This window comes from Serratia sp. KH_031, assembly GCF_057839655.1.
Genome location: NZ_CM174496.1, coordinates 4287146 through 4300706 on the forward strand (window position 1 = coordinate 4287146; position 13561 = coordinate 4300706).

A 13561-nucleotide genomic window follows, 5' to 3' on the forward strand; every position below is an offset into this window, starting at 1 on the left:
GCCATGAGTTTACTCACCGGTTTCGAACAACCGATTGAACAATCCCAACACGCTTTTCGGCTGATTTTAAAAGCACTCAGCGAGCCGGGTTATCAAGTGATGCTACAAGGTGGTCCGGTGTGGGGAAATCTGAACGCGGCTAGCACAGCAATTCTACTGACATTGGCCGCTCAAGAAACACCGATCTATATTTGCCAAGCATTAGAGAGTGAGCGAGTGCTAACAAACATTCGTTTCCATACTGGCGCACCGCTGGCGGCTCAAACTAACGACATCTGCTTTGCGTTATTTGACGCCCAACTACAACCGACTGATTTACAAGCCTTACCTTATGGTAACGAAGTCTCACCAGAATCTGGTGCCACGGTCTTGGTGCAAATCGCTGCGCTGGAAGGTGGCAAACCGTTGCGCTTACGCGGCCCTGGCATTGAAAATCAACGCATTATCGCCCCGCAACTGCCTGCCGCATTACTGGATTATCTGCTCGAACGCCCACAGCGCTTCCCGCTTGGCCTCGATATTTTACTGACCTGCGGTGAGCGCCTCATCGCTCTCCCGCGCACAACCCATGTGGAGGTGTGCTGATGTACGTTGCAGTCAAAGGGGGCGAAAAAGCCATTGAGGCAGCCCATCAATTGCAAGAAAACCTGCGCCGGGGTGATGAATCTCTCCCTGCACTGACGGCTGAACAGATAGAACAACAGCTTGGTTTAGCGGTTGACCGGGTGATGACCGAAGGCGGTATCTACGATCGACAGTTGGCGGCACTGGCCATCAAACAAGCGAGTGGCGATCTGGTAGAAGCGATCTTCCTGCTGCGAGCCTATCGCACCACCCTGCCACGGTTAGCCACCAGCGAACCGCTAGAAACGCAACAAATGCGCCTAGAACGCCGTATTTCTGCGATTTATAAGGATTTACCCGGCGGACAAGTGCTTGGCCCCACTTACGATTACACCCACCGCTTACTGGATTTCGCGCTGTTGGCGGAAGGTAAAGCACCACGCGCACCACAGGCCGACGAGCCGTTACCGGAAGCCTGTGCCCACGTCTTTGATTTGCTGAGCCAACAACAACTAGCGCTGACCGAGCAAGACGATGGCAGCACGCCGGACGACATCACCCGCAACCCACCGGTCTATCCCTGCTCACGCTCCGCACGCCTGCAACAGTTGGTGCGCGGTGATGAAGGTTTCCTACTCGCATTGGGTTATTCCACCCAACGCGGTTACGGCCGCAACCACCCGTTCGCCGGGGAGATCCGCACCGGGCAGGTCACGGTTTCCATCGTGCCGGAAGAGTTGGGTTTTGCCATCGATATTGGCGAGATCATGCTAACCGAATGCGAAATGGTGAACGGCTTTGTCGATCCGCAAGAGAGAGCGCCACACTTCACCCGTGGTTATGGTTTGGTGTTTGGTCGTGCGGAACGTAAATCGATGGCGATGGCGTTAGTCGATCGCGCCCTGCAAACCGATGAATACGGCGAGAGCATTGCCAGCCCAGCGCAGGACGAAGAGTTCGTACTGGCGCATGCCGATAACGTAGAAGCCGCCGGTTTTGTCTCGCACCTCAAACTGCCGCACTACGTCGATTTCCAGGCCGAACTGGAACTACTAAAACGCCTGCGCGAAGAATTCCAGGAGACTCGCGATGAGTGAAATATTGAGCGGTTATAACCTCGGTTATTTAGACGAGCAGACCAAACGCATGATCCGTCGCGCCATTTTGAAAGGTGTGGCGATCCCCGGTTATCAGGTGCCGTTCGGCGGTCGTGAAATGCCGATGCCTTACGGCTGGGGTACTGGCGGCATCCAGATCACCGCCAGCATTATCGGACGTGCCGATGTGCTGAAAGTGATCGACCAAGGTGCCGACGACACCACCAACGCGGTGTCGATCCGCCGTTTCTTCCAACGCGTGGCTGGCGTTGAAACCACCGAACGTACACCAGAAGCCACGTTGATCCAAACTCGCCACCGCATCCCAGAAACGGCGATGCGTGAAGATCAGATCCTGATCTATCAGGTGCCGATCCCAGAACCACTGCGCTTTATCGAACCACGTGAAACCGAAACTCGCAAAATGCATGCGCTGGAAGAATACGGCGTGATGCAGGTAAAACTGTACGAAGACATCGCCCGTTACGGCCATATCGCCACCACTTACGCCTACCCGGTGAAAGTGAACGATCGCTACGTAATGGACCCATCACCAATCCCAAAATTCGACAACCCGAAAATGCACATGATGCCAGCGCTGCAACTGTTCGGTGCCGGGCGCGAAAAACGTATCTACGCCCTGCCACCGTTCACCAAAGTAGAAAGTCTGGACTTCGACGATCATCCGTTCAGCGTGCAAAAGTGGGACGAACCCTGCGCTCTGTGTGGCTCACGCCATAGCTATCTGGATGAAGTGGTGCTCGACGATCAAGGCACGCGCATGTTCGTCTGCTCGGATACCGATTACTGCCAGCAACAGTTATTACCACAACAATCACCGCAAGAGGCGCAGCACTGATGACTTCCGCAACTTTGAGCAGCACGCCGCTACTGTCGGTGGACAACCTCACCCACCTGTACGCGCCGGGCAAAGGCTTCAGTAACGTCTCCTTTGATATTTACCCCGGCGAAGTGCTGGGTATCGTCGGTGAATCCGGCTCGGGTAAAACCACGCTGCTGAAATCGATCTCCGCGCGGTTGGCACCACAACAAGGGCAGATCCTTTACCGCCCACAGGCCGGATTACAGCATGACCTGTATGCGATGGCGGAAAGTGATCGCCGTCGCTTGCTGCGTACCGATTGGGGTGTGGTGCATCAACATCCGCTCGATGGTTTGCGTCCGCAGGTTTCTGCCGGTGGCAATATTGGCGAACGGTTGATGGCGGTCGGTCAGCGTCACTATGGCGATATTCGTCAGCAAGCCAGCCAATGGTTAGAGGACGTCGAGATCCCGGTTTCGCGTCTCGACGATTTGCCGACCACCTTCTCCGGCGGCATGCAACAACGCTTGCAGATCGCCCGCAATCTGGTGACGCATCCTAAATTGGTGTTTATGGATGAACCGACCGGCGGTTTGGACGTTTCGGTGCAAGCGCGACTGCTCGATTTACTACGCAATCTGGTGGTGGAGATGCAACTGGCAGCGGTGATCGTCACGCACGATCTCGGTGTCGCACGCCTGCTGGCTCACCGCCTACTGGTAATGAAACAAGGGGAAGTAGTGGAAAGCGGCCTGACCGACCGAGTGCTGGACGATCCGCATCATCCTTATACCCAGTTGTTGGTTTCTTCTGTGCTGTCGTAACGTTGGTGGAATATATGAAGACGAAAATTCGAGTCGAACATCTCAGTAAAACCTTTGTGCTCCACCAGCAACACGGCACGCGCCTGCCGGTCTTGCACGACGCCAATCTGACCGTCGATGCCGGGGAATGCGTGGTGCTGCACGGTCATTCCGGCAGTGGTAAATCCACTCTGCTGCGTTCGCTATACGCCAACTATTTACCAGACAGCGGCCATATTTGGGTAAATAATCAGGATCAATGGTTGGATCTGGTTCAAGCCGAAGCGCGGCAAATTTTAGCGGTGCGTCGCCATACCATCGGCTGGGTTAGCCAGTTTTTACGGGTGATCCCACGCATCAGTGCGCTAGAAGTGGTGATGCAACCGTTACTCGAGTTAGGTATAGAACGCGCTATTTGTCGTGAACGTGCCGAGATCTTACTTAATCATCTCAACGTACCGCAACGCTTGTGGCAACTGGCACCGTCTACGTTCTCTGGTGGCGAACAGCAACGCGTCAACATCGCCCGCGGCTTTATCAACGACTATCCTATTTTATTGTTGGACGAACCGACCGCTTCGCTTGATAGCCGTAACAGCGCGGCTGTCGTAGCATTGATAGAACAAGCAAAACAGCGCGGTGCGGCAGTGGTCGGTATTTTCCATGATGAAAACGTGCGCCATCAAGTGGCCGATCGTTTGCACGATATGCAAGCACAGGAGATCTGTCATGATCATTAATAACGTCAAGTTGGTACTGGAAGATCACATCGTTAACGGTTCGCTAGAAATGAACGACGGGGTGATCCGCAGCTTTAGTGACACTCCGAGCCAATTACCGCAAGCAATGGATGCGCAAGGTGGCTGGCTGTTACCCGGATTGATCGAACTGCATACCGATAACCTCGATAAATTCTTTACCCCGCGCCCGAACGTCGATTGGCCAGCTCATTCGGCGATGAGCAGCCATGACGCCCTGATGATCGCTAACGGCATCACCACGGTGTTAGACGCAGTAGCGATCGGCGATGTGCGCGATGGTGGCCATCGATTGGAAAACCTGCAAAAAATGATCGATGCCGTCATCCATAGCCAACGCGCTGGGGTGAATCGCGCCGAACACCGTTTACATCTACGCTGCGAACTGCCGCACGACAGTACCTTACCGCTGTTCGAACAGTTGATGGATAAACCGGGTGTGTCGTTGGTTTCATTGATGGATCACTCGCCCGGCCAACGTCAGTTCGCCTCGCGGGAAAAGTACCGTGAATATTATCAGGGCAAATATGGCCTGAACGGCAAAGAGATGAGCGAGTTCGAAGAACAACAGATCGCCCTCTCTGCTCGCTGGTCAACGCCGAATCGTGAAGCTATCGCCGCGCACTGCCGGGCGCGTGGGATCTCACTCGCCAGCCATGACGATGCCACCGCCGAGCACGTTGCAGAGTCTTGTGCTTTAGGCAGCGTCATCGCCGAATTCCCCACCACCGAAGCCGCCGCTCGCGCCTCGCACCAACAAGGATTGCAGGTCTTGATGGGCGCACCCAATATCGTGCGTGGCGGTTCGCATTCCGGTAACGTGGCGGCACATCATCTGGCGGCCTTGGGCGTGTTGGACATTCTCTCTTCCGACTATTATCCCGCCAGCCTGCTGGATGCCGCTTTCCGTATCGCCGCCGATGAGCGTAACACTTTCGATCTTCCGCGCGCCGTGCGCTTGATCACCTGCAACCCGGCACGTGCGTTAGGGCTGCAAGATCGCGGTTTGATCGCCGAAGGGTTACGCGCCGATCTGGTGCTGGCACGCCCACATGGTGAGCATATTTACGTGCAAAACGTCTGGCGCGAAGGCAGGCAGGTGTTCTGATGGCGCAACTGATCTATCTGATGGGGCCATCCGGTTCCGGCAAAGATAGCCTGCTGGCGGCACTGCGCGCTGAAACTGATCATGCGCCGTTGGTGGCACACCGTTATATCACGCGCCCAGCCGATGCCGGATGCGAGAACCATATCGCCCTTAGCGAACCTGAGTTTTTGCAACGCCGCGCCAAAGGCCTATTCGCCCTCGACTGGCTGGCGCATCAACAGCGTTATGCTTTCGGTATTGAGGTCGATTTATGGCTATTGCAAGGTAGCGACGTAGTGGTTAACGGTTCACGCGCTCATCTGCCGCAGGCACAACAACGCTATGGCAATCAGTTGCTACCGGTGTGTTTACAGGTGACGCCAGATATTTTGCGCCAGCGCTTACAACAGCGCGGACGCGAGACGGGTGAACAGATTGAACGACGCTTGGCGCGAGCAGAGGAATATCAGAAAACGCTGCCCAGCGGCTGCCGGTTGCTGGATAACTGCGGTGAGCTCGAGCACACATTGGCGGCGCTACTGGCGCTGCTTCCTATCACGGCAAAACAAGGTGTTACCTCATGAACTGCGCAGCACAGCCAAAAATAGGCAAAGACGTGACTCTCACCCGTAGCCAACTGGGGCAGTACGTGCATCTGGCCGATGATGCCATTCTAGAAGAAGTCATTATGGGCGATTACTCCTACACCGCCGGACATAATCAGATTTACTACGCCACCATCGGCAAGTTTGTCTCGATCGCCTCCTACGTGCGCATTAATCCGGGTAACCACCCGACTTACCAACGCATCGCCCAGCACCATTTTACCTATCGTGCCTCGGACTATGATTTGGGGGAGGATGACCAAGCCTTCTTCGACTGGCGACGTGAAAAACATGTCACCATCGGTCACGATGTGTGGATCGGTCATAACGCTATCGTGATGCCGGGCGTCAACATCGGTAATGGTGCGGTAATTGGTAGTGCAGCAGTGGTGACGAAAGATGTAGAGCCTTACGCGATCGTCGCGGGCGTGGCGGCAAAAAAGATAGGTATGCGTTTTGGCGACAACCTGATCGAACGCATTGAGCGTAGTCAGTGGTGGGATTGGCAGCATCAAACGCTGCGACAGCGGTTGGCAGATTTTCGGGATATCAATAGTTTTGCAGAGAAATATTTATAGGAGCGAGTATGCAACTCACTTTTCTCGGCACTGGCGGCGCGCAGCAAGTACCGGTATTCGGCTGTGATTGTTTGATATGCCAACGCGCATGGCGTGAGCCAGCGTTGCAGCGACGGTCATGCAGCGCGATGTTGCGTTTTAAAGGGCAGACGACGTTATTAGATGCGGGATTATCATCACTGGAGCGACGTTTTTCGGCGGGGGAAATTCAACGTTTTTTACTGACACATTACCACATGGATCACGTTCAGGGGTTATTTCCTTTGCGTTGGGGGTGCGGAAATGCGATCCCGGTCTATGGCCCGGCGGACGAACAAGGCTGTGACGACCTATTCAAACACCCCGGAATTCTAGATTTTCAGCCGCCGTTACTGCCGTTTCGAACCGTCGAACTGGGCGGATTGCGTATCACCCCGCTGCCGCTGGTTCACTCCAAGCTCACACAAGGTTATTTGATTCAAACTGAAGATAAAGCACTGGCCTATCTGACCGATACCGTCGGCCTGCCACCGGAAACCGAACGTTATCTGCAAAATATCGCATTGGATCTGCTGGTGTTGGATTGTAGCCTGCCGCCGCAACCGAGCGCGCCACGTAATCATAACGATCTGACTCGCGCACAAATCACTCAACAATCATTACAACCCAAACGCACGTTGCTGACGCATATCAGTCATAAACTGGATTTATGGTTGCTGGATAATCAATTGCCGTCTGGCTTGGAACTGGCGTTCGATAACCTGAGCGTTAGTCTGTGAGTTGGCGATAACGTGGTAACTGGTTGGATTCTAAAACCTTCACGCCACTGCCGGGGCTAAATGCCTGTTCCAGCATAGTTCGAGCGACATCGTTGGCGGCGATAGCCTGCCACTTGCCAGGGAAAAGTTTGAACAGCGGCGCGGCGATGCGCTCCATCAAACGTGGCGGTTGACGATTTCCCAACAACATCGAAGGCCGCAGCAAAGTCAGACGTAGCCAGCCTTGATTTTGCAACGTCTGCTCCATCTCGCCTTTGGTGCGGTTATACAGGAACGGTGAGCGCGGGTTTGCTCCCAACGCACTGACCACTAAACAGTGCTGCGCACCGAGACGTAAACCGGTCAGGGCACTTTCCACCACCAATTGATAATCGACATAGCGAAACGCTTTAGCACTACCCGCAGTTTGACGCGTGGTACCCAAACAACAAAACACCACGTCTATCGGCTGTTGCATCCCGATCAACAACATCATCAGGCTGTCCCCGACCGGGTTATCCAGCTTATCGTGCGAGGGTAATGGCTTACGCGTCGGTGCAATCACCTTTGTCACCTGAAGATCCGCCAGTAACAGTTGCAACAACTCGCTCCCCACTAGCCCAGAGGCTCCGACAATCAATACCCGCGCCATATGTCCCCCGATGAATTCATTACGATGTTTTTAGTATAGGGGTTTGAAAATCAATAAGGTCAAAAACTATGCTAAAGCGATAACATCTCTGCTTTTATTGGGTCGGATGCCAAGCCAGATAAACTTGGTGTTTTATCGCAAATATAATGCAACGGGTACGTTATTGCAGTGCTGGTGAGATGCCTCTGAGGGGAGCACCGCTTGCCTTTTGAGCATGGCAAAATCCAGCTGGCGCAATAACTGGGCGATCGGCGATGCCGCTCGAACGACCAGTACCGCACTAGAGATAGCGTCGGCCATTTCTCGCGCTTGGGGTTTATCCAGTGGGCGAATATCCAGCCCCACTTTGTCTAGCGGAATAAGCGAACTTTCTTGGTGCCAAACACCAGTATCCACTTCGCCCAAAAAAACCAAACGCGGCAGCAATGTAAAATCCACTTCGACATAATCGCAGTCTTGTTCAGGAAATTGAGCCCGAGTCAGCCGCTGATGATCGCTAGAATGGTAATCAATACCCACTCGGAGCCGGTTGACCGCCACCACGCCACGCTTTTCTACCACCACTAAACTTTCCGGGCGGTAGTAACTGCCACTGCCAACATCAAACATTTCATAATGCTGTTCCGGCAGCTCCACCATCAGCATTTTGGCCGAGCCCGAGGAGAGTAACACAACATCCGCGGTATCATTTTGCAGAGCCGCAAGCCGCGAATGGGCACCGCGCAAATAACTGACTGTCGCGGTGATATCCCACTGGCTGCACTGCTGTGCGAATGCGCTGGCAATCTGAGTCGCTTCCTGTGAACCTCGCGGCGGGAGAAGGATATGTACCGGTGGCATACGCGCGGCGTCCCAAAGTCGGGAGAAATTCCAGGAGACCACAAAGGTCCCCTGATGACCACGGGAAACAAGACTCACTGCGCCAGATTTTTTTAGTTCCTGTAACGCTTTTTGCACCGTACCGGAACCAATACCCATCACTTCCTGAAACCAAGAAGTAATGGGTAATCGACCAGACGGCCCGAGAGAAATGATAGTACGGGCGATAAATACCACAGGAGAGAGCTGTTTCATATCGTGCGTAATCACCATCATTGTTTCCGTCGACGCTTATCATTCCAGAAGTCGTGACGCCTGTTCAACGCTCTGATTTTCATGCACCACTGCATTCAATGCACGGAGCACTCCGGCGGGCTGCTGCGCACGGAAAATACGTCGTCCAAACATCACACCTTTCGCACCTGCCTGCATGGCATCAGCAGCCAGTTGCAGCGTGGAGTGCGGGTCTTCACCACCCGCGCCGCCCGCAAGTAGCACAGGAGTATAGCAAGTGCTTGTTACTGCGGCAAAAGCCTCTACGGAACCCGGCCACAGAGCCTTCACCAGATCAGCACCAATATCAGCGGCAATACGGCAGTACATACTCATGACTTTAGCGCTGAGCGCTTCCGGATCAATCCCTTCTAACGCGGAACGCGGCTCGATAATCAACGCAATACCATGGCGTTCACAGTCGCGGGCAATTCGAGTGTTACGGATAATCTCTGCTTGCTCCAGTGCCGTATCTTTTTGCCCCAAATACATGTAGGTCATCACCGCATCGATGCCACAAGCCGCTACTTCACTGATATCAGCAAGTTGTGCCAGTACGCCTTCAGTGCGCCCGTCTTTTCCTGGCGTATAAATGCTACGGGCATGGTTCTTCCAGTCTAGGTGAAGAATCAGTCCCGGTCGGTCACGGCCCACATAGGTTTTTTCAACCAGTGGGATCATCCCAGGTGACACCATGACACCATCAGCACCACGTAATTGAGTAAAGACCGATTCAATTTCACTGCGTGTTTTCAGGCCAGATGGAGGGCCAGCCATTACGCCGTGAGAAGCTGCGACAACGACCGCACACCCTGTCTCCGGGCGCAAAATACGTCCTAATCGAATCGCTTTTCCGGTACGGGAATCCATGTTGATCTCCTTCACAAAGTTGATAAATTCAATTAAATGCAATTTGCAGCTTTTTGCAAATTGATCGTATATTAGCCATCAACATGATGTCAACGAAATATGCCCTGTACGTTTTTCGTCTCACTAATACGACAGGGAATTCTCTAAAAAAGCGGTAAAGCAGGAGCCACTATGTCCAACATTTCCTCTCTCATTAGCGCGCTGAGAAATACCTTGCCCGAACAGCAGGTGTTGACCGACAGCGATACGCTTGTGGCATCAAGCCACGATACCTGGCCGCTATCCACCAAACTCAAGCGCTTAGGGTGCCATGATTATCAGGCCGATGTTGTGGTAAAGGTCACTGATGAACAGCAAATTCAACAGGTTCTGGCACTGGCAACCGCTCACGATATTCCGGTCACACCACGTGCATTGGGCTCTTCTGTTACCGGGCAACCTTTGCCAACCCATGGGGGGATCGTACTGGATCTCAGCGAGATGACACAGGGACGGGAAATCAATATCACCAATATGACGGTGGAGGTTTCCAGCGGTTACAACGGCGGAAAACTGGAAGATGAGCTCCAACTGATGGGTTGGACATTAGGTCATTCACCGCAATCGCTTTATCAATCAAGTGTCGGCGGTTGGTTATCAACACTGGCGACCGGGCAATTTTCGTCTTACTACGGAGGGATTGAAGACCTGATAACGGGCTACACCGTCATCCTTGCGACCGGTGAACGCGTGCGCTTGAAAGCCTCGCCACGCGCCGCGATGGGGCCAGATTTGCGCCAGTTATTTATTGGCGCAGAAGGAACGCTTGGCGTCGTGACCTCCGTACAACTGAAAATATTCCCGTTACCGCAAACACGCCTTTACGACACGCTGGAGTTGCCCTCTATTGAAGCAGGGCTGAACATTATGCGCGAACAGGCTATGGCCGGGTTGCGCCCTTTCCTACTTCGCTTGTATGACACTGCTGAAGCCCGCCACGCCATGCAAAACCCTGCGCAGGATAAACCCGTGATGTTTCTTGGCACCCAAGGTGTCGAGGCGGTGGCTCATGCAGAAATGAATGCCTTTATGACTTTGGTTTCTCGCCACGGCGGGAAATCGCTCGGCTGCGAAGGCGTGCTGAAATGGATGGATCGACGTTTTGACTTTTCAACGGTGGAAAAACTGCTCGATACCACCGGGGGCTTTGCTGAAACCATTGAAGTTGCCCATACCTGGGATGGTATCGCCAGTCTATATCACGACTTGAATAGAATATTGACACCGCTAGCCGGTGAGGTGCTATCACACTTTTCCCACGTCTATCCCCAAGGTACATCCATGTACATGATCCTGCTGGGGCAGGAAGAAACTGACCAGCAGGCGGTGGAAAAACTACGCACTATTTGGCAGCAAACCATGCGTGTTTGCCTTGAACACAAGGCTGAACTGTCGCACCACCATGGTGGCGGGCTGGTACGCTCCCCTTACGCCCGTGAGTCACTGGGATCCGCGCATTTACTGCTACGTCGGGTAAAACACGCGCTCGATCCTAACGGTATTCTCAATCCCGGCAAGCTGGGGCTATAACTAGGGGATCATCATAATGTGGTTTCTTGGCATTGATATCGGCACAACCCATATAAAAATTATCGGTATCAGCGAGGAAGGCGAGCTGCTGGCGGTAAGAAAGTGCCGAACTCCCGTCACTTCGCGTGATGGACTGACCTTTCATGATGCGCAAGTGGTGTGGCAGACCTTGGCAGCACTGATTACTGAATATTCACGCAGTGAAGCAAAAGCCTGTGGCACACTTGCAGCAATCTCAATAGGGACATTTGGCCAAGAAGAGTCGGTGGCCGTCAATGCAAATGGCGATGTTATCTACCCTTCTCTGGCGTGGTGGGAAAACTATCCACAGGCGGCATTGGATATTGAGACCCACCAATGGCTGGATAGCCAGGAACACTACGCGGTCTCCGGTATGCGCTCGCGTCCAAATCAGAGCCCCGAACGGCTGAGTTGGATCTGTAAACATCATCAGGATATCTGGCAGCAAATCGCACAATGGGTCGACTTTGGCAGTTATGTGATGTGGCGTTTAACCGGAGAGTGGCGAGCCAGCAGTTCGCAGATCACGCATTCACAGTGTATCGATCTCAAATCTATGCGCCCGCATGAGCCAACGCTGGAAAAACTCGAACTGAGGCCAGAACTGTTCGCGAAGATCGCCGATACCGGAGAGTGCTGTGGAGAAATTATCGCAAAAAGCCTCCCCGACGTTGCACTGTATCCCGGAGCTTGCGTGTTTATTGGTGGGCACGATCAAATAATCGGTGCCTGGGCGGTGCAAAGCCACCAACCCACAAATGTTTTCGACTCGATCGGTACATCGGAATATCTGATGGTACTGACACCTCATTTCTCAGATTCCGCTATTGCCTGGCAATTGGGCGTGGATATCGAACGCACCTGGCAGCCGGGTGAATATGTGATGGGCTGCGCTACCCCTTCAGGGAAAATTATCCAGACGCTGGCGGAGCTACTGTATCAGGGCAATTACGACCTGCTTTTCAGTGAGTTACTTCAGGAAAGCCGCACGTCAGGACTGTCGGTTTCCGTTAATGACGATGAAACCTTGGGGTTGTTTTCATTACACCATCTTAATGCGGGTGTTCAGCCAGTGGACCTCGTTCAGGCAACGCTTAATCACATCGCCGATCGTGCTTGGTTGCTGCTTACCCACATGTGCGAAATCGGGGGGATCCGTCCGCAAGATGCCGTATTGATGGGATCCTTGTTCCAACGCCAAGAAATGCTGGAACACCGCAAACGTCGCTGGCAGATGCCACTTTTCGTCACCAAGCTCGCCGAGCCTGTTGCGATGGGTGCCGCGACCATTGCTCGCGAAAGCTGGCTTATCGCCACGAACCAGGAGGACCGCCTGTGAACGTGATTATCGCCTCACTCAATACGGCTATCGAACGACTGTTGCTGGTGGATAAACAACAACTTGGGCAAGTACATCGTCTGCTAGACGACAAAACACTGGCGGGTGGCAAGAGCGTGAATGTTGCGAGGGTTCTGCAGCAACTGAGATCGCAATTAGACAATTCCCCAACGCCATTACTGGTTGGTTTTCTCGGTGGCGCAACCGGCAATCTATGTCGGGAACTACTGGCACAGGAGCAACTGGTAGGACGCTGGTGCAGCATCGCCGCCAACACCCGTATTTGCGAAGTGGTAACGGAGCAAACCTCGCCCGAAAAGGCCAGTGTATATAACGCCGCCGGGCCGGAGATTCAGCCCGAAGAACTCGCCAAGCTACACGACATGCTCGCCGATGAAATGCAGCAAGCCAGTGCCGTTATCTGTACCGGTTCACTGGCGAAAAATTTGATGCCGGACGAGTATGGCCACTGGATTTCACAGGCGCGCAGACAAAGTGTGATCTCACTGCTCGATACCCAAGGTTCGGCGTTATTGCTGTCTGCTGCAGCGCTACCCGACATCATCAAAATCAACCGCGATGAATTGCAACAGGCTAGAGAAAATTCGGATCTTAACCTCCCCGGCGACTGGCTGGCACAGGGGGTTCGCTGCGTGATAATCACCAATGGGCAGCAACCTACGCTGGCACTGACACCAGACGGTGATTACGAAATTATCTCTCCTACCATCAATACCCTCAGTCCAGTGGGCTCGGGTGATGCTTATTGTGCTGGGCTTATCGCCAGCCTACTCGCTCGCCCCGAATCCGGCTGGGTGGAACACCTGACATTTGCGGCTGCTTGCGGTGCGGCCAACGCAGCCAACCCGACAGCAGGCCTTGCCAGCGGCATCTCTCTTTTCGAATTACAACAACGCTGCGCAGTACGCGCTATTTCTCCCCAGCAACGCTCACCCGCTTGATAAC

15 protein-coding genes are annotated in these 13561 nt (G+C 53.7%); 12 read left to right on the plus strand and 3 right to left on the minus strand.

The features are described 5' to 3' along the window. The first annotated feature begins 3 nt into the window (after window positions 1-3). From phnH to phnP, 9 genes are read left to right on the plus strand one after another with little or no spacing between them, the layout of a single operon-like run. The gene (phnH, locus tag AC3ISQ_RS19310) at window positions 4-585 is read left to right on the plus strand and encodes a phosphonate C-P lyase system protein PhnH (RefSeq protein WP_489349113.1); all 582 of its coding nucleotides are present in this window, start codon (window positions 4-6) and stop codon (window positions 583-585) included. Continuing rightward, window positions 585-1661, plus strand: a complete 1077-nt coding sequence (locus AC3ISQ_RS19315; protein ID WP_489349115.1) for a carbon-phosphorus lyase complex subunit — start codon at window positions 585-587, stop codon at window positions 1659-1661. Before phnH ends, AC3ISQ_RS19315 begins: the two co-directional genes overlap by 1 nt. Then, window positions 1654-2520: an alpha-D-ribose 1-methylphosphonate 5-phosphate C-P-lyase PhnJ gene (locus tag AC3ISQ_RS19320; RefSeq protein WP_489349117.1), complete on the plus strand. Its 867-nt coding sequence runs from the start codon at window positions 1654-1656 to the stop codon at window positions 2518-2520. Before AC3ISQ_RS19315 ends, AC3ISQ_RS19320 begins: the two co-directional genes overlap by 8 nt. After that, a complete protein-coding gene (gene phnK, locus AC3ISQ_RS19325) occupies window positions 2520-3308 on the plus strand; it encodes a phosphonate C-P lyase system protein PhnK (protein WP_489349119.1) in 789 nt (262 codons plus the stop codon). The genes AC3ISQ_RS19320 and phnK overlap by 1 nt, the downstream gene beginning before the upstream one ends. 14 nt (window positions 3309-3322) lie before the next feature. Then, entirely contained in the window at window positions 3323-4027 is a 705-nt protein-coding gene (gene phnL / locus AC3ISQ_RS19330) for a phosphonate C-P lyase system protein PhnL (RefSeq protein ID WP_489349121.1), read from the plus strand. Continuing rightward, window positions 4017-5153: an alpha-D-ribose 1-methylphosphonate 5-triphosphate diphosphatase gene (gene phnM / locus AC3ISQ_RS19335; RefSeq protein ID WP_489349123.1), complete on the plus strand. Its 1137-nt coding sequence runs from the start codon at window positions 4017-4019 to the stop codon at window positions 5151-5153. The genes phnL and phnM overlap by 11 nt, the downstream gene beginning before the upstream one ends. Further along, window positions 5153-5716 carry a ribose 1,5-bisphosphokinase gene (gene phnN, locus AC3ISQ_RS19340; protein WP_489349125.1) on the plus strand — a complete coding sequence of 188 codons (564 nt, stop codon included), beginning with the start codon at window positions 5153-5155 and terminating at the stop codon, window positions 5714-5716. The genes phnM and phnN overlap by 1 nt, the downstream gene beginning before the upstream one ends. Further along, a complete protein-coding gene (locus AC3ISQ_RS19345) occupies window positions 5713-6315 on the plus strand; it encodes a DapH/DapD/GlmU-related protein (protein ID WP_489349127.1) in 603 nt (200 codons plus the stop codon). Before phnN ends, AC3ISQ_RS19345 begins: the two co-directional genes overlap by 4 nt. 8 nt (window positions 6316-6323) lie before the next feature. Next, complete coding sequence (gene phnP / locus AC3ISQ_RS19350; RefSeq protein ID WP_489349129.1) at window positions 6324-7073, plus strand: phosphonate metabolism protein PhnP; 750 nt, start codon at window positions 6324-6326, stop codon at window positions 7071-7073. On the opposite strand, the gene AC3ISQ_RS19355 is transcribed toward phnP, so the two are convergent. The 3 genes from AC3ISQ_RS19355 to AC3ISQ_RS19365 all read right to left on the minus strand — a co-directional run bounded on the left by AC3ISQ_RS19355 (window position 7063) and on the right by AC3ISQ_RS19365 (window position 9666). Next, window positions 7063-7704, minus strand: a complete 642-nt coding sequence (locus AC3ISQ_RS19355; protein ID WP_489349131.1) for an NAD(P)H-binding protein — start codon at window positions 7702-7704, stop codon at window positions 7063-7065. The two genes, phnP and AC3ISQ_RS19355, sit on opposite strands and share 11 nt — an antisense overlap. A gap of 132 nt (window positions 7705-7836) precedes the next feature. After that, complete coding sequence (locus tag AC3ISQ_RS19360) at window positions 7837-8799, minus strand: YhfZ family protein (RefSeq protein WP_489349133.1); 963 nt, start codon at window positions 8797-8799, stop codon at window positions 7837-7839. An 18-nt stretch (window positions 8800-8817) separates the two neighbouring features. Beyond that, window positions 8818-9666: a class I fructose-bisphosphate aldolase gene (locus tag AC3ISQ_RS19365; protein ID WP_489349134.1), complete on the minus strand. Its 849-nt coding sequence runs from the start codon at window positions 9664-9666 to the stop codon at window positions 8818-8820. Between the two features lie 171 nt (window positions 9667-9837). Here AC3ISQ_RS19365 and AC3ISQ_RS19370 point away from each other — a divergent pair, with 171 nt between their 5' ends. Genes AC3ISQ_RS19370 through AC3ISQ_RS19380 form a run of 3 tightly spaced genes read left to right on the plus strand, consistent with a single transcriptional unit; the run spans window position 9838 to window position 13557 of the window. After that, the gene (locus AC3ISQ_RS19370; RefSeq protein WP_489349136.1) at window positions 9838-11235 is read left to right on the plus strand and encodes an FAD-binding oxidoreductase; all 1398 of its coding nucleotides are present in this window, start codon (window positions 9838-9840) and stop codon (window positions 11233-11235) included. 16 nt (window positions 11236-11251) lie between these two features. After that, window positions 11252-12595, plus strand: coding sequence for an FGGY-family carbohydrate kinase (locus AC3ISQ_RS19375; RefSeq protein ID WP_489349138.1), 1344 nt, complete (start codon window positions 11252-11254; stop codon window positions 12593-12595). Then, window positions 12592-13557, plus strand: a complete 966-nt coding sequence (locus AC3ISQ_RS19380) for a 1-phosphofructokinase family hexose kinase (protein WP_489349140.1) — start codon at window positions 12592-12594, stop codon at window positions 13555-13557. Before AC3ISQ_RS19375 ends, AC3ISQ_RS19380 begins: the two co-directional genes overlap by 4 nt. Window positions 13558-13561: the final 4 nt, after the last annotated feature.